Here is a 23,030-nt window from a genome sequence, read left to right as displayed (position 1 = left end):
TCCTCATGCAGTTTGTGGGACAGGTGCTTGCTTGCGCGTTTGGGCCGCGCCAAACGCTTCAAGATCGATCACGCTGTCGATTGATAGATTGCCCGGCTCCCGGTGAGCCAGAATAACGATGGTCGAATTGGGAAGCTCACGTCGCAGGAGATCGAGCAACTCGGTTTCAGAAGACTTATCCAGCGCACTCGTCGCCTCATCGAGAAAGAGCCATTCTGGCTTCATTAACAAGGCGCGAGCAAGGGCAAGCCTTTGCATCTCGCCACCAGATAGCGTTCCCGGCGCAATCTGCTGCGTCGATGCTGCGGGAAGTGAGAGTTTCGACAAGCCGACCTTTTCCAGGGCCGTCGCAATTTCGGCTTGGTCAAACTTTTCCGCAAAAAGCGGATAGGCTACCGCATCGTGGAGAGGTGCATTCGGCATATAGGGCTTTTGTGAAAGCACCAGCATTGTCGCGTCAGGGCGGTGGAGCGTGCCGCTCGCAAAATTCCACGCGCCGGCAATAAGCCGAAGCAATGTCGTCTTTCCCAATCCCGAACGACCTCGCAACCAGACAGTTTTACCCGGTTCGATATCGAGATCCGAAATTTTCAACAAATCCTGCCCCTCTGGTGTCTTCAGCGCGACATCACGCAACTGGAGCGATGAATGCGCGGGCCCTGCAACAGCAAGTTCCCTTCGATTACCCGCGTTGTTGGCGGCATTCAGGAAGTTGGACAGGCGCGTTATTGCGGATACGAGCTCAGCAAGAACGTGATACCGGAAGATGAACCATGACAATGTGGTTGCAACTTGCTGCGAAGCTGTACCCAATTGCATCAAACCGCCAAAGTTTACTGCTCCGGTAAAATAACCCGGTAGCGCCAGAAACATCGGAATTCGCAAGATAGTAGAATTATAAGGGCGTGTGAAAACACCGAGCAGTGTCTGTCTGCCAATAAGACGAAACCAGTTGGACCGAACACCGACAAATCGCCTGTCCAAGAATTTTCGCTCTGCTTCCTCACCGTTCAAAACAGCAATTTCACCCGCGTTCTGGCGTATATGCGCCATTCCGAAACGAAAATCTGCTTCCTTCTTCTGCTGCTCGACAAAAGTTGCTTTGAGGCGGCGGCCAAACATATGGGTCAAGATTGATGAAAGACCAACATAGGCGAATGGTGCCCAAAGCATGTATCGTGGCACTTCTACATGAAAGCCAGCGATTGAAAAACTAAGGGAAAAGGTCGCCAATCCCGCGAGGACAGCAACGTAAGAGAACAAGCCTACCAAGCGTGTTATAAGACCCACACCTTCCGCAAGCGTGTATTTTACAAACAAGGCGCAATCTTCGGAAATGCGCTGATCTGGATTGTCGGGGGTTTTACTGTCTTGCCCACCTTTCAAACCCAAGTGCCAATAAGCCTTATTACTGAACCAAGTTGATAGTGCGACATTGGTCAGGCGCTCGCGCCATCGTATTTCTAACCACCCGTTCGCATAATAGCCAAACAGGTAAATCAGGGTGTTTCCTGTTACGATCAGTCCAAAAACGCCAAGTTGCGCCAGTGTCTCAGCTGCATTTTTTTGTTCAACCGCGTTGTAGAACGCAGCGGTCCAACCGATTAACTTGACGCCAAGATAAATGCCTATGAAATCAAGTGCGAATATCAAAGCCAGAAGCAGCCAGCCGAGGACTTTCCCCTCGCCGGAATTGCAATATTTGAGCAGCTGCCAAAATTGTTTAAGCACAGTGAACATAATCAACCGATACTGACATGAGAAAGCCGGAGCAGCTTTAAACCTGCCCCGGCATGTTGATCATCAATGGCGATCAGAAACGCATCGTGGCGCCAACCTTGAAGGTACGGCCTGGCGCAACCTGCATCTCAAGCGGATTGACATTGGCGACCGAGGACGTCTCTGGCGAATTGGCATAACCTGTCAGCGTATTTGGGAAATAGCGCTTGTCGAAGATGTTCTCGACACCGAAATTCACATCAATTTGCTTGGTTGGAGACCATTTCGCGTAGGCATCAAACACCGTGTAGCTCGACGGTTTGAAGGCATCTTCATCGGCACGGCGCTTCACACCGGATGCAAAAGTTCCAACAAACTCGGTTTCAAGGTTCCAGTCCGGAATGATATAACGCAGGCCGAGAACGGTTGTGAGTGGCGACGCACCATCAAACGGCGTCTTCTCAGATCCGGCGTCCACGCGCTGATCGCCACGCATATAAGAAAGCGCCGCATTGGCGAAAACGTTGTTGTAGACCTCGTATTCGCCCCCGAACTCGATACCCCAGACCTTCACGCTTTCCACGTTGCCGGAGGTGTATTTATCTGCTTCCCCCGGAACGCGCTGCAAGCCACGGATAAAGTCCTTGTAGTCCGAATAGAATGTGGACGCGCTGAAATAGCCTCGATTAAATTCGCCACGCAGACCAGCTTCATAGCTACGCACAAATTCCGGCTTCAGGTTCGGGTTTGGAATGACCTCAACCATGCTCGTTGCGCCGATAGAGGTGGACGAAACAAAGAGCTGCTGAGCCGTTGGCATTTTGAAGCCCTCCCCATAGGAGGCGAATACCGAATAGGTATCGTCGAGCTTATAAATCGCACCGAGACGCTTGATCAGACGGGTTTCATCCATCTTTTCCGGCTCAAACCCATCAAGCGAAACATAGCCATCATCCTTGGTCGGATCGAGGGAATAGGTTGCCAGACGCAAGCCAGGTGTCAGCGTCAAACGTTCATCCAGCAGCTTGATTTCGTCCTGAACATAAAAGTCCGCACGAATCGTATCGACTTTCGGGAAATTGAAACCCTGCCGCGGCGTAACCGTCGTTACACCCGTGTTGAGATTGGTGGTGATATTATCACCATCATAATTGCTTTTGGTGATATCGCCCGCAAAACCATAGATGACTTTATGGCTGGTCTGACCAAGATCAAATGACGATGTCAGCTGAACGTCAGCCTGTAGAAAATCCTCGCTATAATTGCGGATCTGAATACGCTTTTCACGTCGCGGCGTTGCCAGAAGCGAGTAATTGCGGATCTGAGTGCTGGTCGTATCGCGCTTCTGCGGTGAATAGGAAATGTTCCACTTCACCTCATCCAGCCAGGACGCGCCGACGGTCCAGCGATGATCCAAAGCAAAGCGAGCGCGCTGCATTTTCAGCGAACGATCCCAGCTCTCGTTTTGATAATAGAAACTGTAATAAGCGGGCATGCTTGCATAAAGCGGATTGGCAGCACCGGAATCATACTTCTGATCGACATCGGTATTCCGCTCAAACCACTCGCCCGTCAGCTTGAATTCATGATCGGCAGACGGATTCCACTGAAGTTTCATCAAGCCGTTATAAGCGTCGGTATCCATCGGAAATGCTTTGTTGCAAGGCCAGATAGACTCACGCGGACAACCCCAGCTCCCGCCATCGGCCCGTGCCTTACGCATATCGGGCTCGGACGAGCTCATATGTCCGAAACTGCCGAGAACCGTAAAGTCTCCGGCTTCGGCCGCACCGGTGATCTGTTTGCGGAACGATTTGTCGAAGCTGTCATAGCTGAATTTGGTTTCGACAGCCCATGGCTTGGTACCATCCAGAAGATCGTCGGCATCAAGCGTCCTGAAAAACACGACGCCGCCCAACGCATCTGCACCCCATAGAACCGAGTTCGGTCCGCGTGTGATCTCAACCGATTTCATATTAAACGGATCGACAAAATCACGGCTGCCATCGGTGGTACGCTCCTGAACACGCGCACATCGACCAGAATTTGCACACGGTTGCCGCCCACACCGCGAATATTGAAACTGTTGAGCTGTCCAAAAGGATTGGTGAGCGATGTCTGACGATCAACACTTACGCCCGGCTCATAGCGCACCATATCCTGAATATCACGCACCTGATGGCGGTCGAGCGTGTCACGATCAATCACGCTGATGGACATTGGAACATCAAGCAGGTTTTTGGCCGCGCGCTCCGCTGAAAGTGTGATTGTCTGCAGCCCTATCACTTCAGCGCTTTCGCCCTCGGTGTTCTGGCTCTGCTTTACGGCATTCTTTTCAGGCGCAGTCTGTGCGTGAGCCGGCATCGCAGCCAACAGCGCAACAGAGGCGGAAAGAGCTTTCAACCAACGATGGTTGATCGTGTTTTGGAAAGATAGAGTCCCCAGCATAGTATCCCCGAAATAGGCGTTGCATGTTCGCTGGCTTGCCTATTGGGACTTGCTGGCTAAAAGTTGAGTGAATCGCTCAATATATTATTTACAAATTGTTTCAACGATTTCGCGGCGTTGCTAACAGGCGTTGAAATTTTGAAGGTAGAGCAGAAGCAATTTTGCAACACCTAACGCTTCTAATTGATCAAGAATAAGCTTTACCATATGGTGGTCAAGGATAGGTTTTTAACGCCTGCTCGGTGATACTTACACGATTTCAGTAGTTATGATTCAATCGGATTGCTCGTATTCGAGAGAAATCGTGATGGCTTGCACTGTACAAGCTCGGAAGCAAGATCGACGTCACAATGCCCGTTATGCAATCGTTTTAACACATACGGAATGTGCTTCCATCAAACCGACGATAGCTGCTCCAAGCCGCAATCTCCCTCGCAAGTCAGATTTGCGTGAGGTGGTAAATGCGCTGCTCCATATTTCCTCATCAGGTCGCGTATGACGGGTTTTGCCAAGGAACGTCTTAGCATTTTCCAAGTTGCAAAAATACTTCTATCGATGGCGAGATGAAGGATGCATCGTACGATCAACAACGCGCTCGTGATGACAAGACGCCAGCTGACCGCCAAGCAGCGAGTACCACCACTGACTTTAACGATACTTAATCAGTAAAAGCCACGGAAAGTGGCGAAACATGGGGCTTTGATGCGGGAAAAGATCAAAGCGAGCAAGCGTCATATTGTGGTTTATACACTCGGCTTGATGGTCAATCTTTTGGCCCATTCTGCGGGTATTGAGGAGAGTGATAATGCACCTGATGTCTTGAAAGACATGCACGAAAGTCGACTTTGGTTACGGCGTATCTTTGCAGATAGTGGATACGGAGTACCCAAGCTCATAGACAAGCTGGGAAAAACTCGCAAAGTTTACGCTGGAAATGGTCCAAAAACCCGAGCCCGCTGAGGGTTCTAAACTTTTACCACTTCGATTGATAGTCGAGCGGATATCTGTAGGTCTGGGACGTTGCCGAAGACTTGCTAAGATTTAGAGACCCTCTCATCTGCTTAACCTATGTCTACATGGCAAACATCCGCCTCCTCACCGTGCGCATCGCAAAAGACTGATATAGTCAGGTTTTTTACGATTCCGGCTGCTAGCTCGGTCTTTTACCTAATCGTTTGAAACTACAATAAGCATAACGGTCGAGGTAGGCTCCAATCAGAAGGCGATTGTGTTCATTCGTATCAGAGGCCGAGGAATCTGAGCACCTGACTAACTAAAGTTTGCTAAGATGTTCGAGGCAAGTTGCCTCCACAGCTTCTTGCAAAGCTTTTACCCCAGCAGTGATCAATAGCAGCTCCTCGCGAGTGATCTCATAGGTTCGTGAGTAGCGGGCACCTATGTATGCCCGATCAAGTCGATCAAAGCAGCGTTTTGCAAAACCGGTGCCGTCGCACCAGACGTTAGTCAACCGAGGTGCGATCCGTTCTGCGTGTGACCTCAGGAAGGCCAGCCGGTGAGATTTCGGATTGTACATTGTCTTGACACCCAACACACAATGATAAAGCCTTTCAACAGATTGGTGCAAGTCGAAAGCCGCCTCTCTATAAAATCCCCGCTCGAACGCTTCTCCGGCCAGTTCGATGCGACGACTGGCACTTGAAAACCAGTGGCAGAAATCGCGTCGCATTTCTTTCCTGGCGAATTCGGGGTCTGCAGGCGGTGGTTCTACCAGGAGTGATCCGGGCGCCTCATAAATCATGTACCCACTCTGAACCAATTGAACGAAAAATGGATTACCGTTAGCGAGGTGATCATTGATGTATATAATGGAGTGGACTAAGAAATTAATTTGAGTGGACAAGTTGCCAGTAACTTTTATTTCGCGAGAAATACGTTCTTCAGCTCGTTTCCAAATACGCGGACTCACGAAGAATTCCGAATTCACGATGATCAGTAATTTGAAATCTGCGTGAAACTTGCCTGCATTGCCGCTATTCAGGCTTTCGCTGCGTCCGTCGCGAGTATGACGTTTATCCTCAGGAAAGTCGAAAAGAATAAGTTTAAGGATGAGTCCTCCTGTCTTTTTCTCAGAAACTTTTCCCGTTTGCGCAGCATCAAATTCTTCGAATAGTATTTTCACAACTCTGATGAGTTCCAAGCGTGCGCTAAGCGCCAAATGGTCAACCCGTTCAATGAGCGTCTCACTAGAAGAGGGTGTCAGCTCGAGTCTGCGTCGGATGCTTTTCATGACTCTGAACCACCATAGTAATACGCCCTCAAATGCATTACATCACTGAGCAGCGAGCGCATTTGGAGCCACGGAAATTCTGACGAATCGTGCCAAAGACTGCCTTCCCTGACGATAGCGTCAAGTTTCGCTTCAACGCCGGCTAATGACTTAGAGTACGTTATAGCCATGACATTGAGGATGCGAGTGGCCTCGTCTGCTGCCTCGTGTTCGGCGCGCACTGCAGCGGAATAGCCAATTTCCCGTTCAGCCTGTTCCCACCGCAGCTTATGGGCGGTAAACTCTGCTTCTGCTTTGGCACAAGCTGTGTTTTCATCTGGCGCGTCTTTCAGTATGTCACGGATTGCGGCAATCGAATATGCGGTCACGGTCTCGCCGTTGGCCAGTGCAATTATGGCGGAAGGGTAATCTACAGTTTCAGCCAGTTGCTGTTCCAGAGAGTGCGCAGTATCTGCATGACCTTTCATTGAAAGGTGAGCTTCCTGCCACTGATGCCAGAGCGCCAGTACCGGATCAGGGAATATTTCCTTTTCGATTGTGTGTTTCGCTGAAGCCTCAGAAGGAAATGCTCCGCGCGAAATTAATTTCCTGCGGGTGACGAAAGGCAAAGTCGTGCTATTGTCAGAATCAGCCATGACCTGAGCTCCCATAAGCCGGGTTGTGGTTAGGTCGCTCCGCGTGGTTCCAACACTCGGGGCGACCGTCGGAACGTTGACAGCATACTCACAGATCGTTTCCAGATCAATAGAAATGAACATATTATGGCGATTATGTTGATGAGTGCCGCTCAGTGTCGCGTGGCGAGAGCGGCATTGAAGCTTAGCGTTCTGGACTTGGCAAAATTGACTAATATGTCAACCAACACAATTGTTCGCTTGGAGCGAGGAGAGAATCTTAAGGAAAGCACTGTTCTACACGTGCAAAGAGTGCTGGAAGCAGCTGGCGTTGAATTCCTGAAAGTCGACAAACATGGCAGGATCGGAATACGTTTTACGGAATCTGTTTGAGAAGGAAACACGGTTGCCCACCTGTCTTGTTATCTGTTCCTTCAAAATGAACGAGCCACAGCCGCAAGGACATTATTCGGAAACCACTTTATTTTTGTACTCACTCTCTTTCAAAGGCGGTCTTCCGAGAAGTTAGCAATGATTTGGAAGCGAGAAACGCCCAAGAGAGTTGATCAAACAATTCTTGATTTGCACCCGTTAGCCCGTCTACCACCGCAAGAGAGCAACCGGCTGATGATGGCACCGTGATTGAAAAACGTGATGTGACCAAGCAAAGAACTCCCACGTATGAAGCGCTGCGATACCACTGACCTTTTGCAGAACTCCTGCTTCCGGCGAGTAATACAGTGGCCAGAAGATTTGATGATCAAACATGTGGGGGCAAAACTTTGCTTGTCGTGCGGATCATCCCAATTACCACAGTCTAGCGAAGAAGCAATGCTGACTTTTTCTTAGTTGTCGCACGTAATTTCTTCATATGAGTGCACTATCTGGCAATGGAGGGTACATCCGTGACTCGGCCGTCATGCTGCGTTCCCGGTGGTTCCAGCATAGCCCCCAGAAGCAAATCATATTGCTCTATCAGTGCATAAATCCACTTGCAATTTGGCGACTAACAGCCTTGTTCGCGGGTCTTTGCGCCGCGGAATTGCGTGAACGCTGCCGCTGGCCATAGGTGGACATTTCTTAAATAATCGCTTTGATCTGAGCATTAAGATCGGCGCCGGGAAGCGGAGGTCTCCCGCGGGCTTTGGAAAGGGCGCGTGTTGTTCGCGCCACGATATATGATCGGGCGACACTAGGTCGTACACTCATAAAGAGACTAGTTATTTGAAAGGATTAGTGATTCAAATGGCCTCAAAATTGGAGGTGTTTGATGTCACGTCGCCGCTATGAGCTGACAGACCGGGAATGGTCGATTATTGAGCTGCTGTTGCCCAGCAAACCTCGTGGTGTGCCTCGGGTTGACGATCGCATGGTTCTCAATGGCATACTATGGCGGTTCCGCACTGGCTCATCGTGGTCGGAAATCCCTGAACGCTATGGTGTTGCAACGACCTGTTACAACCGGTTCGTTCGCTGGCGACGTGCCGGTGTCTGGGATCGGTTACTGGAGGCCGTCTCGGAGGCCTATGACGGTGACATCGTGATGATCGACAGCACCTGTGTCCGTGTTCACCAGCACGGAGCCACAGGAAAAAAAGGGATGCCGACGATGGTTGCATGGGACGTTCCCGTGGCGGCCTCACAAGCAAAATCCACGCAATTGTTGATGCGCAAGGCCGTCCGATCAATTTTTGCCTGACGGGTGGCCAGGTTGCTGACTGCTCTCAGGCTGAGGGCCTCATGGCGTGTGTTAAAGAAGGCGGCACGCTGCTTGCAGACAAGGCCTATGATACCGATGCCATCCGCAAGACGGCAGCAGACCAAAAAATATGGGCCAATATTCCACCCAAATCCAACCGCACGGGCGTCTTGTCGTTCTCACCGTGGGTTTATCGTCAGAGAAATCTGGTCGAGCGGTTCTTCAACCGCATCAAACACTATCGCGGTATCGCAACGCGTTACGACAAGAACCCCGCCAATTTCCTGGCAGCTGTCAAACTCATCGCTATCCGCATCTGGTGCATTAGTTTATGAGTCTACGTCGTAGCGTCTCGAATAACGATTTTATCGCAAGCATACTTCGGCAGCGAGATTAAGTGCAGCAGTGGCTCCTTGGGTTTAGCGAATTCATGCACTCCATTCACAATCTGCCTTCAATTTTATTACTGCCGCCGGGACGCCGTGATTCCATCAGCTGAGCCCTGCAACACCAGCTATTCGGGGGAGGGACAACCTCCTATACCGCTGCCGTTGCGACCAATGCAACCTGTGAAGCAAGTTCGCCCACTTCAACAACTGGTTAGGCGCAATGCGATTACGATGGGCGACCAGATTATCGGTGGCGTCAATCTTCCAGCGCTCGTTATGAGTCGCAGGCATATACACTGCACTGGAGCGTCGACGCCCCTCAAGGTGGGTCAGAAATTCTATCTTAGTGGTACTGCCAAACATAATGTGAAGAGTAATTCTATAGCTTACTTGGGTTTGGAAACGATACCCGAAATTAAGGGGATATACCATCATGTCTATTCCATGAGATAGCTTAGCAAGCACATAGGTAGTTGGAGCATGCATTAGTTGCGTGGACCGTCGTATTATAAGAAGATCATTCACGTTTTACGGTCACCGTAATATGCAATTGACTGTTCCAACCCGTCAAAACTTCCGTTTATTGGAAAAAGGGCGTTGGAGTCTTTTCATGAATGATCCAAAATATAAACACAACACCGAAGCGCTCGTCACAACAACGAAACCCGAGGAGATTAGTAAGCTTTTCTGCGAAAAATACCGGGCTTACATAATATTAGTCGAATTTTCAGACCGCGATACGATTATAAAATTTGACGACGGACGCGCGATACTTAGTCCAACCGCGAACGGTCTTCGCCTGCGCGTCGAAGCCTCTGATCTCGTAACGTGCCATGGTATTTGGTTTCTCTTGCTAGCGGGAATAGATCTATGCGAAACAGGGACTAAGGGTTGACTTGATTTGAACACGCTAGATAAGCGCGAACTTTGCTTTTCAAAGATATATGTAAACGCTGGCCCACAAAAAAATAAATTCTCTGGGCTATTCTGAAGAAAAACCAGGATTTTCTTGATCGCTGGTTCACTAAATTGATTGTATTGACTTCTAATCACACACCCGAAGCACATTCATCGGAATAATGGGCTTCATAGTCCAATTGCAGCGAGAACAATGCCTTCGTAATGCCTAATGCTATTTTAATTAAAATTTAGCGCTGAATGCTCTGCCCGCGTTCCAGGTTTCGACGCTGGCGCTCCGCAACTATTTGCCCAACGTTTCCCATTCGAACGATCTGCTGCAATAATTTGAGGCGCTTTTGCATCTCTTCAAATGCTGGGCGCTGTGGTTTAGGTATGGCGTCGACGATCGACTTCTCACCGCGTAACATTGCATCTCGCCCGAACCTGAGATCGAGCGCACGACTGACACGGGTAAATTCCTGCCAGATTCCAGCATCGAATGAGCTTGCGACAATGTCGATCTTGGTGTTCTTACTTTCAATCTCAGCCGAAAGTTGACGCAATGTGTCTTCAGCCGCCGCCGATATTCCCGGAATGGCAATTCCCATTCGTCGCCGCTCTTCGGAAATAACCTCGAGCTTGCTTTCGAGAGCAGTTTTGTAGAAAGCTGCGAGCGATGTAATGCGGCTTTCCGCCTCGTTAACGGCCCTGATAGCTTTCTTTCGCTCTCTTCCGCCAGCCAATAATTTATGCATTATGCGTCCAGAACCGCGCAGTTCGCCGTAAGCTTCGGGTTCATTTGAGACAGCCGCAGCGATCCGCTCGCCAGATATGCCCTTAAGGATTAAATCTTCGATCTGACTTGCAGCACCCGCTGGATCAAGCCAAATTTGTGCTGCTGTTCTAATCAACGCTGCGCGATTTTGTATATACTGGGCCATGGCGACTGCCCTACTTCGAGCCTCTTCTTCAAGCGGTATATTAAACTGTTGGATCCCCGAAAGCATTGGCGGCATCGCGCATCTTTCATGCCTTGGTTCAAGTCTGTCGGAGGCTGCAGCCATCTCCAAGCGGTCTTTTCTTGCAGCAACATTCGATTGCGCACCACGAATTTCGGTTTGCCAACGCTTCTCATCATAGGAGATGCTCTTGGCGACCTCTATCGCCATGCCGAGTGCAATATTTGCCCGGTCCCAGAGCTTTGTCACTTGTCCGCGCTTGTTATCAAGCCACGCCAGTTTTTGTCCGACGCGCTCTTCTATGCTCGCTACACCTCTGGCAAGCGTGTCGATACCACGCCGGCGGGCAAAATCATGTGCATGCGCGCGATAACCAGCGTCATTTTCGAAATCGAGCGTTGTGGTTTTCGCACCAGAGCGACTGAGCCGTTCAACCAATTGCCCGAACAGTTCCGGGCGGTGGCTTTCGCGCTCGATTCGTGCCAATCTTAATGCTGCAGTTTCTAGCTGTTTTGCGGTCCAAACGTTTCGCTCGACCTGGCGTTCCTCGAAACTCTTTTGGCCGGTTTCCTTATCTATGACAGGGATTTTGACCTTGACGATTTCAACGCCATCTTTCTTCAAAAGGACCTTATCGCCTTCCGATACGCCTCCGGCGGACAGTGCCTGGGGCAGGCTGACGCCCCAGAGCCGATGTACTGTCCCGTCATTCGTCTTCACATCGGCATAGGGGCTTTGCTCACTTCGCTCATTTTGATGCCCAAACTTTGCCAAGCCGGTTTCAACCAGTTCTCCTGCTATCCCCAATCCATAGTCCACACGGGATTTCCTCCACCATTCCGCATTCATTTCGAAATCTTCTCGTGCCGCATAAATATCAGCACGATCGCGATGGCGGGTCATCGACACATAGGTCAGATGCTGATCCATCATGCCGGTTGCGAGCACAAAGGCACGATCAACTGTCGACCCTTGAGATTTATGGATAGTCACTGCATAACCATGGTCAATATTGCGATAACTGTTTTCACTGAGGACCACCGAGCTCCCATCGTCCAGACGGATCGTAAGGAGCGGAGAACCTTGTTTGTTGCCGGTAGAAACAACTGTTCCAAGCATGCCATTTTTGACATATTGTGGATCAGAGTGTGGAGCATGCTTTTCAAAAAACCGGGAATTTTCAAGAAAAATGATCCGATCCCCACAGCCAAACTCGCGGATACCCCGCTCGGTGCGGAATTTTCGAACATCCTTTAACGCGCCTTCCCTCTTCACCACATTACGCAGGGATGAATTAAGCCGCTTTACATCTTCATTGGTATGGGCAAGTACGAGCATTTCGTGGCCGTGGAGTGATCCCCCATTTCGCTCAGCAGCAGCCTTCGTAATTGCCTGTTGTCGCGCCTCACTCCAATCGGCAACGATACGCTCTATGGCTTCACTACGTCTCTTGGCTTCGAATATATGGCCGTTCTCTGCATAAGCTTCCAACCCCTCCCTGATCTTGCCTTGGGCTAGCAGTTTTGATGCGTCGCGTGCCCATACTTGCCGCTGACGGCGAACATCCGAAAGCTCAGCAAATCCAATTTGTTCAGTTATTGCCCGGAAAGCAGCCCCCGCCTGGATAGGCTGAAGCTGCATCGCATCGCCGACCAGCACCACCTTCGCCCCCGCACTCTCAGTCGCCTTCAACACACGCGACATTTGTTGCGAGGATACCATACCCGCTTCATCAACGATCATTACGTCGCCTTGCTTAAGAAGGTCGCGACCATTCTCCCAGGCATGTTCCCACGAGGCAAGGGTTCGTGATTTTATGCCGGAACTATCCTCCAGCCCCTCAGCAGCCTTGCCGGAAAGTGCCGCGCCAAATACACGGCGATGCTCCCCTTCCCAGGCACTGCGTGCGACGCAAAGCAATGTCGTCTTGCCAGCACCGGCAAGTCCGACAACAGCTGCAATACCCTTCTCCCCGAGAATATGGCGGACGGCATCAATCTGTTCACGATAAAGCACCAAAGGCTTTTTCGGATCAGCCTTTTCAAAGCTCCGAACAGCCCTATCAATCCTCGCGTCAGCAATCCCAAACCCCTTGCGCTTTGAAAGGGCCTCCGCAGAGCGCGCCATGTCATATTCTATACGCAGGATTTCGCGCGTAGTGAATATTGCGGGTTCGGTGACCTTTCCGGTCTGCGAATCCACTTGCTGCGACTTCAATAACACGAGATTGTCCAACGCCATTAACCGCGCACGGATGTTGGCATAATCGGATGGATCATCAACATAACGGTGCAACACCCTGGCGATATCCTTTTCATGAAAGGTCGAGCGCTCGTTGGCGAGTTGTTTTAGCAACAAGCCAGGATTGACCATGAGCCGATCAACTATATTTTGCCGACGGGCAAGTTCGGCTGGATTGGAATACAATTCTACACCCTTACGCTTGAGCGCCGCTTTCTGCGGTCCAATATGTTTCTGCGCAATTCCCTCCAGGCCCTGTTCGGCATAGGAGCGTCCATCAAGACGAATGTCATGGCCAGCAAGCGAGAGATACCGGTTGGCTGTTTCCGCCCATGCGATCTTCCATGCCTTCATCGTCTCCTTGTCGCCAGCCCAAAGCTTGTAAACTATCTTCCCATCCGGTCGATCCGGCTTTATGACACGTAGCGGTCTGCCATCCGCCCCCAGTACCGGAACGTTTTTTCGCCCAAATCCATCCTCAGTCAGCGGTCGCAATGCGGTCATTAGGTGGATGTGAGGATTGCCGTCCTTATCGTGATAAACCCAGTCAGCAATCATGCCTTTTGAAGTCAGATTATCCCTGACAAATTCCTGGACCAGAGCTATGTTCTCCGACCGCGTCAATTCCTCCGGGAGCGCGATGATCAGCTCACGTGCGAGTTGTGCATCCACACGCGTCTCATATGCATCGACGGCATTCCATAACGCCTCGCTTGCTGCAGTAACACTTTTGCCGACGACTGCTGATCTTAACCATGCGGGGATCTCCTCCGGCAGTGCTATCTCTTCATGCTTGAGTTCGTTGGTGCCATCACGGAAGCTGAATGAGGTTCCAGACCGTTCGTCAAACATTCGGGCGCGATGACGATAAGCTGCAGCTGAAACAACGCTGCGCCCTGCACCTCTGCTGATTACTTGCGCTCTTATGAACATCATCGTCACGTAAGTCTCCAATCTGCCCTCACACGTCGCGCGAGCGCCGGATATCACTTCGCACACCAATCGCGGCTCCCCGCCTTGCACCGTTCTCGGAAGACGGACTAAGTCGTAAACAGTCCTCAACGTTTGCAAAATATAGATTATTATACTATCTTTTTCTAGTATGTTTAATTCCAGCTTCAGAATACGATGCCCACAAGGAATCAGTCACACGAGCCCTTGACACTCGCATCTGTCGTAAAAATTACCGGGATGACGCGCGGTGGAATTCTTGAAGCGATGGACCAGATCGTTCAACCCGGCATTCTGACAGAGACTTTGAGAAAGGACTCAATGGGGCGTGGGACAGCCACACAGTTTGAGTTCGCTCGAAATGTATTCGAACAAATTCGAATGTGAGACTAGTAGTTTAACTCAATAAATTTTTATCACTTTATTTGTAAAATTTCTGGCACTATATCGTTGCTCTTTTTGAGTGCCTCAGCGGGATTTTATCTCTTTTTGATTCACATCTGCGACGGAGGTTGCGGATATGTCGATGACCCTTTCTATTGATCTTCGTGGCCTTCTTCTACCACCCGTTCGGCTGATGCATGGCACCGAGAGGCTGCCGATTTCGCGTTGGTGGGCGATGGGCAGACGTTGGCGCTGCTTGCAAATTAAACCAGGGAATGTCGTCCCCGCTCCTTGGGGCGATCAGAATTCCCGCGAAGGAACGCTCACGTCGATCCGGTTATAGCGCAGCTACGCTAGCATCGACGCAGCGTGTTGATGGTTTTGCCACAGATCACTGGTTGCGTAAGTTGTCCTCACTAGTTTGCGTTTAAAAGCCGGACAGATTTGGGCATCGTACTGCACTAGGTATAAGCCACACCAATTTTCGTCTCAGCTTTGCGTTAGTTTCACCGAGTTAAAGCAGTACCAAGCCAAGCGCAGGACAAGCTTGTGGATATAAGCTTTGTTTTTGGTACGATCTGCGGTGAGCCAACCGCTCGCGTTCAGATTCTAAAAAAGTTGGCTGAAACATCGACGCTGGCGTAACTCGCAACCGGGCTGCCACATTCGCTCGTAAGGATTTTTTGCAGCAATTATAAGCAGTGTATATACAAGCCAATGGCAGGATAAACGCTGTGCCGGCAAAACGATAGAACGGTTTGCGTCTTGATGGAAATGTATTAATGCAATTATGACTAAATTGAATCCATCTTAAGTTGCGTGTCACTGGTCGAACCCCTGTTAAGAATCCTGAAACAATGAAAGAGAGATCAGTGGCATTTCTAAAAAAATCTTTTCTTCTCCGCCGGCGGGTGGACCATTGGGTTCTAGGCGTTGCATCTGCAGCGATGCCCATCCGATTAGGATTGGGCCCAATCATTCTTTTTGTATTTTCATGCATTGGTATCTATCTCAGTTTTGCTCGTCACGCAGCGACCCGTCTATTTGCTAAGAAGTTCTACATATTCATTCTACTTTATGCTGGTTGGTCTTTAGGCCTCATTCTGTTCCGTGGAGAGCCGTTCGCTAACAACAGACAAATTGGCTACACGCTTTTGATCACGGTATTCGCCTTTGCAGGTCCCGGAATGCTGCTGGTTCGGAACCCTCTTCGGGCCTATGTGCTAGGATCGCGTGTCGGTGTCATTATGGCCGTCCTTGCGGTTATTTACCTTGTATTCGCTGAGGGTGGGCGGATTGGTGTTGGTGGCAATGAGGCGGTCTTTGCCTTTGTCGCAGGCGTGGCAGCTATTTCAGCCGCTATTCCAATTGGCAAAACTCATCGCTATCTTCCAAACGGCCCTCATTGGCTGATTTTGGGTTTGGTTTCTGTTCTGGCGTCGGAAACGCGGGCAGTTATTGTTGTGCTGCCGGTTTTTGCAGCGATCGAAGTCATATTCTTCCTCAAACGCTTTAGTATTCGACAACAGGGAGCTGCTTATGCAGCCATGGTGGCCGCTCTCGCGGCTCTTGTCGTTGTAGGACCTGTTGGTGATATTATCTCCAAACGTTTTGCGGGGATGGTCGAATACTACGACAGTGGTGACAGCTCGCAATGGGAAGATAAAATTTCGGCAGATATCCGCGAAGTCATGTGGACGAGTGCTGCAAAGGTTATCGAGCAGAATCCGATAGCGGGGGTTGGTGCTTATACGAAAATGGACGTAGTCCGGGCGCAAGCTGGAGAGCAAGCTTCGCTAATGCAAGGTTTTCGCCACGTCCATAATACTGTGCTCGATGAATTGCTGAACGATGGCATCATCGGATTGTTTTTTATGTTTGCGGCGTTCCTCTCGATTTTTGTGCATCTTTGGCGCAACTCCGATAGTTGGGCTATGCGCCGAGCCTTGATTTACTTTGTGGTGGTTTGTGGCAGCTATGGCATGTTGCATAATCCATTGCTGCATGAGGTTACGATCTCGTCGGTGATGTTCTTCCTCGCAGCGCTGAATGCAGCAGCATCACGCCGCATTATGGCGTTGCGTCGAAAGCGCCTCATTAATTAATGCCGAAAGCTTAGCGAAAGATGCCACACAATGGCCGACAGATGCCGAAAGGTTACTATTCATCTGAAAATCTGAAGCGGCCCGTTGAACGCAAAACGTGTCCTTGGTAATATTCGGTTAGTTACGTTGGAAGCACTAAAATTCCCAATCGCTAGAGACTTTTGAAGAACTTCACCCTTTAAGGTCACTTGAACCGGCTGTGTAGGAGATAAAGAATATCTCGTTTGTGAATAGTGTTAACAAATTTTAGCGGGAGCTAATCAGGCAAGTCGCGATTTTCGGTCAGACGCCTGGATTCCCAGCCAAGTCAAATTTCTCAATGAATTCAATAAATCATTTTTCATAATCGCCGAATGTGTCATAGGTTTGTGCTACAGTTGGCGCACGCCGTCAAGGGGCAGGCATAGGCGGAAATTATTTCCGCCAGAGACGCTAAACCAGTCTGGTTACAACATCCCGTATTGACGATCGCCAGTGAGGCGCAGACCAGTTGAACACTTCCTGGAATTTCGCAGTCGACAGTCGCGAGTTGGCTGGACGCACCGCCTTGGTCGGATAATCAGCTGTTGCAATGTCTGTAACAGTAGCCGTGGGTCCACCAAATTCGGCACTCTCATTAAATATAGCGCGTGCAAAGCCGCTCCAGTTCGTGTCGCCTGTACCAACCAAGTGATAAACACCATAAGCGGAGAAGCCAGGCACTGCCGCCATATGGTCCGCTACTTGGATAATCGCGTCGGCGATATCGAGTGCACTGGTTGGATTACCCCATTGGTCGGACACAACCGAGAGCGCATCGCGCGTCTCTGCGAGCTTGAGCACCGTCTTGACGAAATTCTTGCCGAAAGGGCTGTAAACCCAAGCCGTTCTTAGAATGATGTGTTTTGGATTGGCTTGCGCAACCAGACGCTCACCTTCAAGCTTGGTGCTTCCATAGACACCTTGGGGACCCGTAATATCTGTTTCCACATAGGGTTCGCTGGCATCACCTGCGAAAACGTAATCAGTCGATATGTGTATGACAGGAACACCACAAGCCTTTGCTGCTTCCGCAACTGCTTGAGCGCCTCCCGCATTTACCGCGAACGCCAATTCTGCTTCATCCTCAGCCAGATCGACAGCAGTATAAGCGGCAGCGGAGACGACGAGGTCGGGCTCGAGCGCCTCAACGACGCTGCGCACCGCCTCAGGTTTCGCCAAATTCAGTTCCGGACGACCAAGCGCAATCACTTCCAGATCAGATCGCCGGGATGCTTTCTCCAGAAGACTCTGGACAACCTGTCCTTCGCGCCCGGTTACAACGATTCTCATGCTTTTGTCTCTTTCGAAACAGTACTGCCAAGCCGTTCGCCCGCATAATTTCCGCTGCGGATCGGTTCCCACCACCATGCATTATCGAGATACCACTGAATGGTCTTATCCAGGCCCGTTTCAAATGTTTCCTGCTGCTTCCAGCCCAGTTCGCGCTCGATCTTCGATGCATCAATCGCATAACGGCGATCATGGCCGGGGCGATCTGTCACAAAGGTAATCAGATCGGCATAGCTCTTGCCATTTGCACGCAGACGCTTCTTGTCGAGAATGGCGCAGATTGTCTCAACAACGTTCAAATTGGTGCGTTCCGCGCGTCCGCCAATGTTGTAGCTCTCGCCCAGTTTGCCTGTGGTCGCGACCAAAGCCAGCGCGCGTGCATGATCCTCAACATAGAGCCAGTCACGCACATTCGCACCTGCACCGTAAACCGGCAAAGGCTTCTCATCGAGCGCATTAAGAATAACAAGCGGGATCAGCTTTTCAGGGAAATGGAACGGGCCATAATTGTTTGAGCAATTAGAGAGCACCACCGGCAAGCCATAAGTTTCATGCCAGGCACGAACCAGATGATCGGATGCAGCTTTCGAAGCCGAATAGGGCGACGACGGCTGATACGGAGTTTCTTCTGTGAAGATGCCGCTATCAAATGGCAAATCGCCAAACACTTCATCCGTCGAAATATGGTGAAACCGGAACGCCGACTTGCGCGGTTCCGGCAGCTCACGCCAGTAAGCGAGAGCAGCATTCAGCAGTCGGAAGGTACCGATAATATTGGTTTCAATAAATGCGGCCGGACCATCAATAGAGCGATCTACATGGCTTTCAGCAGCCAGATGCATGACAATATCGATATCATTGGCACGCAACGCTTCCAGAACGCCAGTGTCATCGCAGATGTCCGCCTGAAGAAAGCTGTAATTGGGATGGTTTTCAATCTGACGCAGCGAAGCTAAATTACCAGCATAGGTTAGCTTGTCGATATTGATAACATTGACCTTTGGATCAACGGCTAAATGGCGACATACTGCAGAACCAATGAAACCTGCACCACCTGTAATAAGAATGTTCATCTGCTTCCTCAAGCAAAAACTTCTGCGTCGGCCAGAAGCGGTGCGTTCCGATCCTTCTCCGAGAGTTGAACTTCGGAAGGCGATATAGGCCAATCAATGCCAATAGCCGGATCATCGAATCTTATCGTGCGATCATGCGCAGGTGCATAATAGTCAGTAACCTTGTAGATAACCTCGGTATTCTCAACGAGTGTTATGAAGCCGTGTGCGAAACCTTTCGGCACCAGAATCTGGTTCCATTTTTTTTCCGAGACTTCCAGTGACATCCACTTACCAAAAGTCGGAGAGCTTTTGCGTATGTCGACCGCCACATCGAGGATAGCTCCCCGTATCACACGCACCAACTTGTCCTGCGTATAGGGCGGCAACTGATAATGAAGACCACGCAGAACGCCTTTCGCCGCAGAAAACGAATGATTGTCCTGCACGAAGTGTAGACTGATCCCAGCAGCACCAACCGTTTTGGCATTATAGGCTTCCGAAAAGAACCCACGATCATCGCCAATTTTTCGCGGAATAATTTCCAGAACACCATCAAGTTCCAACGGACGAGCGATCATCGTTCGCTTCCAATTTCCTCAACACGACGACGCAGATAGGCAGCATATTCGGTCTGCCCAAGTTTTTCCGCCCGTTCAAGAACGGCATCGCCATTGATCCAGCCCTTCTCGAACCCGATTTCCTCGGGGCAAGCAATCTTGATACCTTGCCGTTTTTCGATTGTGCGCACAAAGGACGATGCGTCCTGCAAGCTTTCATGCGTGCCAGTATCAAGCCAGGCATAACCCCGTCCTAACTGTCTGACCGTCAAATCTCCGCGCTGAAGGTAGATATTGTTGACTGCCGTAATTTCCAGTTCACCGCGTGCAGAAGGTTTGAGCGAAGCGGCAATATCCACAACATCATTATCGTAAAAATAGAGCCCCGTGACTGCCCATGAGGACTTCGGTCGACTAGGTTTTTCCTCAATCGATATTGCCTTACCTGTAGCCCGGTCGAACTCGACAACACCATAACGCTGCGGATCTTCCACCCGATAGGCAAAAACCGAGCCGCCCTTGGTATTGCGCGCAGCGCTTCCGCATAGATGGGACAGGCCATCGCCAAAATAGATATTATCGCCAAGAATCATAGCCACATTGTCGTTGCCGATAAAATGGCGACCGATGATGAAGGCCTCCGCCAGACCGTTGGGTTGCGACTGTTCCGCAAAAGAAAAACTCATGCCAAACTCACTGCCATCCCCAAGCAGCTTTTGGAAAAGGGGCAAATCATGCGGCGTCGAAATGATCAGAACATCCCTGATACCCGCGAGCATGAGTACGCTCAGCGGGTAATAGATCATCGGCTTATCATAGATCGGAAGGAGTTGTTTCGAAACAGCTATCGTCAAGGGATAAAGACGCGTACCACTGCCACCGGCTAGGATAATGCCTTTCATCTACGCTCCATCACTATCTTCATTTATATGAAGGTACAGGGTATCGGAAACGGCACCAGTAAATCTCGTCCAGAGGGTAGTAACAACCTTACCTTATCGCGCCAAAGATGTATAATTCTTCACATATTCTAGCGCCATTTTATCAGCCGTGAAATGTTCGACATAACGCTTTCTGGCATTCGATCCAAATGTTTGCGCTAATTCTCCATCGTTAGCAATTGTCTGCATGGCTCTTGACAATGCTTCTGGATCCTGCGGAGGCACAACGATTCCCGTCTGCCCGTTCTGATTAACGTAGCTTGTTCCGGTGCCAATTTCGCATGAAATCATGGGTTTCCCGAACATGGATGCTTCCACCAGCGACAAACCGAATGCTTCGGATCGCAGATGTGACGGAAAGACCAGACCGGAACTCAATTCGAGAAGGGCAGTCTTATCGGAATCTGGCAACGCACCCGCGAAATGAACATGGGCAAGACTGTGCTCTTTCACGTAATCCATGAGTTGTGACCTCATGGGGCCGTCACCCACGATGACTATATCGACATTCGAACTGCGCGCCGCTGCCAGTAATGTCCTCAATCCTTTGTAATAACGCAGTACACCGACAAACAGGAAAAAGGGCCGAGGAAACCTTTCACGCCAGAGCGCTTTGCTGGTTTCACCAGCGCGAGGATAGTCAGCTTCGTCCAGACCAAGCGGTATAACTGTTGTCTTATCTCTGAAACGCTGCAAAACCTCGCTGGTGGCAAGGTAATTGGGCGACGTAGCCACTATCCTGTCTACACTGCCCAGAAAGCGATTCATCAAGGGACGATAGACCTGCAGGAGCATCCGCTGCTTTACGATATCAGAATGATAGGTCACGATGGTGGGCCTGTCTGGACGCAGTCCCACATGAACGATATCGCTCATCGGCCAGGGGAAATGATAATGAATAATATCGGCCCTGTTGCTTAATTCACGGAACCGCGAAAACACGTCGCGTGATAACCCCGTCGAAGCAAATTCGATATCGAGTTTGGCTTTATAAGCCATGTGACCATCGAAGCTTCGCGTATTTTCTTGCGGCTTAGCACTCAGAGACAAAACATCCGACGCGATGCCGTGTTCGTCAGAGCCCTTCACAATGGCATGAATAGTGCGCTCGATACCGCCAAATGTATCTGGCCAATAGGTCTTAAAAAAATGCAGAACTCGCATGTTTCTCCACTACAAATATACACGTCTCTGCACATCTGATCGTTCATCTTCTCAGAGCCTGAATCATAATGAATGTAATGATATCAGGCTCTTGCGATACGCCGTGTGAGGAAGCGTATATTTGCGATGTATATCCAGGCTGCTATGTACCCCCGTTAAAGGGCTGATATCGTTTTTTCCGCTTCATAGCAGGCGCAAAGAATATGGTAAAAAGTCGAGGCTGGAGCGGGTTCATCGAGAAGCGCACCGCCTTCCGGCCATTTGTCGTACCATAAACCTTTGATCGGCGTGCCGAGAAAAGGTCGCAAGGCATCCATGGCATGCACGGCGGATTGCAGATAATAAGCCCGTTCTTCTCCCTCACTCAGAGAAGCGAAAAGCAGCGAAGATTTTATCCATTCAGTCTGCGGCCAGAGCCGTGCAAGACTATCATGAATGGAAAAATCGTCATAAAGACTCATGATAGCGACTTTGCGCTGCGCGCAAATGCCATAATCAATCGCAACCTGGAACAAGCGTTTGGCGGCTTTCAATGCGTCGCCGTTCTGCCGTCGATCAGCCCATTGGCCCATTAGCCAAGACCATTCAAATTGATGACCGGGCTCGACCACCCTACCCTTTTCACCCGGATATGGCCGCCAATCATGATCGAAGAATTCGCGTAAAGCGCCGGTCTTGCCATCAATGAACTTCATGAGGGCAAGGTTGGCGATCTCATCGGCATATGTCGACCAGAATGATGTATCTGGATCCACTACTTCCCACGCAAGCATGGCCTCGAACAAATGCATATGCGGATTGGAGCACAAGGGCAACTTAGGCGGGTTCGCTTCCTCAAAGCCGCCAAGTGGATGATGATAATCGGCAATCAGCGCATTCATCAGGCCGAGCGCCCGTTGCCGCATCTCATCGAACCGATGCGGGATGGATACAGCGATCTGTGCGGCGGCGAAAACGGAGAATGCCTGATTGTAGAGATCAAATGTATGATCGATCATCTCGCCATTCTGAGTGGCCAGACTGCCGTAAAATCCGTCTTCCCGGCGGTAAACACGATCATAATAGTCTATTCCGGATTCGACAGTCTGCTCCCATGCGCCTGGCCAGCCCATGGCACCAGCCTTTGCGAAACAATAAATCTGTCTCGGATGAACACGCGAACGCCGATTGTCCGCAGCTGTAGCGACACCGTTTTGCCCCACACGTTCAAAAAAACCATTGCTCGGTGCATCCACACCGGCAGACAGCCAGAGAGGCAGAGCATCGTTGTGTAACCACAACGACAAGCGCTCCACGTCCCCCTGAAGTCTAGAAATCACATCATTCATCGTCTGGCCTTCGTCAC

At 50.3% G+C, this 23,030-nt stretch carries 16 protein-coding genes; 4 read left to right on the top strand and 12 right to left on the bottom strand.

Going from position 1 to position 23,030, the window contains the following annotated elements:
* Positions 1–3: 3 nt before the first annotated feature.
* The 3 genes from CEV34_RS22175 to CEV34_RS27605 all read right to left on the bottom strand — a co-directional run bounded on the left by CEV34_RS22175 (position 4) and on the right by CEV34_RS27605 (position 4,167).
* Positions 4–1,731 (bottom strand): ABC transporter ATP-binding protein/permease, encoded by a 1,728-nt coding sequence (locus tag CEV34_RS22175; protein ID WP_179253622.1) that lies wholly within the window; start codon positions 1,729–1,731, stop codon positions 4–6.
* A gap of 82 nt (positions 1,732–1,813) precedes the next feature.
* Positions 1,814–3,694 carry a TonB-dependent receptor domain-containing protein gene (locus tag CEV34_RS22170; RefSeq protein ID WP_094544610.1) on the bottom strand — a complete coding sequence of 627 codons (1,881 nt, stop codon included), beginning with the start codon at positions 3,692–3,694 and terminating at the stop codon, positions 1,814–1,816.
* Positions 3,691–4,167, bottom strand: coding sequence for a TonB-dependent receptor plug domain-containing protein (locus CEV34_RS27605; RefSeq protein WP_094544536.1), 477 nt, complete (start codon positions 4,165–4,167; stop codon positions 3,691–3,693). The genes CEV34_RS22170 and CEV34_RS27605 overlap by 4 nt, the downstream gene beginning before the upstream one ends.
* Positions 4,168–4,869: 702 nt before the next feature.
* On the opposite strand from CEV34_RS27605, the gene CEV34_RS22160 reads away from it, so the two are divergent.
* On the top strand, positions 4,870–5,127 hold the full coding sequence (locus CEV34_RS22160) for a transposase (protein WP_094544535.1): 258 nt from the start codon (positions 4,870–4,872) through the stop codon (positions 5,125–5,127).
* A 313-nt stretch (positions 5,128–5,440) separates the two neighbouring features.
* Here CEV34_RS22160 and CEV34_RS22155 read toward each other — a convergent pair whose 3' ends face one another.
* Together CEV34_RS22155 and CEV34_RS22150 are read right to left on the bottom strand one after the other, a co-directional pair.
* A complete protein-coding gene (locus CEV34_RS22155; RefSeq protein WP_094544534.1) occupies positions 5,441–6,415 on the bottom strand; it encodes a HEPN domain-containing protein in 975 nt (324 codons plus the stop codon).
* Positions 6,412–7,050 carry a hypothetical protein gene (locus CEV34_RS22150; RefSeq protein ID WP_094544609.1) on the bottom strand — a complete coding sequence of 213 codons (639 nt, stop codon included), beginning with the start codon at positions 7,048–7,050 and terminating at the stop codon, positions 6,412–6,414. The genes CEV34_RS22155 and CEV34_RS22150 overlap by 4 nt, the downstream gene beginning before the upstream one ends.
* Positions 7,051–7,176: 126 nt before the next feature.
* On the opposite strand from CEV34_RS22150, the gene CEV34_RS22145 reads away from it, so the two are divergent.
* On the top strand, positions 7,177–7,422 hold the full coding sequence (locus tag CEV34_RS22145; RefSeq protein ID WP_321209019.1) for a helix-turn-helix transcriptional regulator: 246 nt from the start codon (positions 7,177–7,179) through the stop codon (positions 7,420–7,422).
* An 877-nt stretch (positions 7,423–8,299) separates the two neighbouring features.
* Positions 8,300–9,063, top strand: a protein-coding gene (locus tag CEV34_RS22140) for an IS5 family transposase (protein WP_094544533.1) whose coding sequence is annotated in 2 segments (ribosomal slippage) — positions 8,300–8,627 and positions 8,627–9,063 — 765 coding nt in all. Because the reading frame shifts where the segments join, the coding sequence is not laid out codon by codon here.
* A gap of 1,202 nt (positions 9,064–10,265) precedes the next feature.
* Here the strand turns inward: CEV34_RS22140 and traA are convergent.
* Positions 10,266–14,159 (bottom strand): Ti-type conjugative transfer relaxase TraA, encoded by a 3,894-nt coding sequence (traA, locus tag CEV34_RS22125; RefSeq protein WP_179253620.1) that lies wholly within the window; start codon positions 14,157–14,159, stop codon positions 10,266–10,268.
* A 1,208-nt stretch (positions 14,160–15,367) separates the two neighbouring features.
* Between traA and CEV34_RS22115 the strand changes: the two genes are divergently transcribed.
* Positions 15,368–16,657, top strand: coding sequence for an O-antigen ligase family protein (locus CEV34_RS22115; RefSeq protein ID WP_235819154.1), 1,290 nt, complete (start codon positions 15,368–15,370; stop codon positions 16,655–16,657).
* Positions 16,658–17,089: 432 nt separating this feature from the next.
* Here the strand turns inward: CEV34_RS22115 and rfbD are convergent, their stop codons facing one another.
* The 6 genes from rfbD to CEV34_RS22085 all read right to left on the bottom strand — a co-directional run bounded on the left by rfbD (position 17,090) and on the right by CEV34_RS22085 (position 23,013).
* The gene (rfbD, locus tag CEV34_RS22110; RefSeq protein ID WP_094544528.1) at positions 17,090–17,968 is read right to left on the bottom strand and encodes a dTDP-4-dehydrorhamnose reductase; all 879 of its coding nucleotides are present in this window, start codon (positions 17,966–17,968) and stop codon (positions 17,090–17,092) included.
* Positions 17,965–19,041: a dTDP-glucose 4,6-dehydratase gene (rfbB, locus tag CEV34_RS22105; protein WP_094544527.1), complete on the bottom strand. Its 1,077-nt coding sequence runs from the start codon at positions 19,039–19,041 to the stop codon at positions 17,965–17,967. The genes rfbD and rfbB overlap by 4 nt, the downstream gene beginning before the upstream one ends.
* An 8-nt stretch (positions 19,042–19,049) precedes the next feature.
* Positions 19,050–19,601, bottom strand: coding sequence for a dTDP-4-dehydrorhamnose 3,5-epimerase (gene rfbC / locus CEV34_RS22100; RefSeq protein ID WP_094544526.1), 552 nt, complete (start codon positions 19,599–19,601; stop codon positions 19,050–19,052).
* Positions 19,598–20,482 (bottom strand): glucose-1-phosphate thymidylyltransferase RfbA, encoded by an 885-nt coding sequence (rfbA, locus tag CEV34_RS22095; protein WP_094544525.1) that lies wholly within the window; start codon positions 20,480–20,482, stop codon positions 19,598–19,600. The genes rfbC and rfbA overlap by 4 nt, the downstream gene beginning before the upstream one ends.
* A gap of 93 nt (positions 20,483–20,575) precedes the next feature.
* Positions 20,576–21,685 carry a glycosyltransferase family 4 protein gene (locus tag CEV34_RS22090; RefSeq protein WP_094544524.1) on the bottom strand — a complete coding sequence of 370 codons (1,110 nt, stop codon included), beginning with the start codon at positions 21,683–21,685 and terminating at the stop codon, positions 20,576–20,578.
* Positions 21,686–21,840: 155 nt separating this feature from the next.
* Entirely contained in the window at positions 21,841–23,013 is a 1,173-nt protein-coding gene (locus CEV34_RS22085; protein WP_094544607.1) for an AGE family epimerase/isomerase, read from the bottom strand.
* Between the last annotated feature and the right edge of the window lie 17 nt (positions 23,014–23,030).

This window comes from Brucella pseudogrignonensis (genome assembly GCF_002252525.1).
Lineage (GTDB): Bacteria > Pseudomonadota > Alphaproteobacteria > Rhizobiales > Rhizobiaceae > Brucella > Brucella pseudogrignonensis.
Note: the sequence above shows the minus strand (reverse complement) of the source record. Positions and strands in the feature narration are given on the sequence as shown.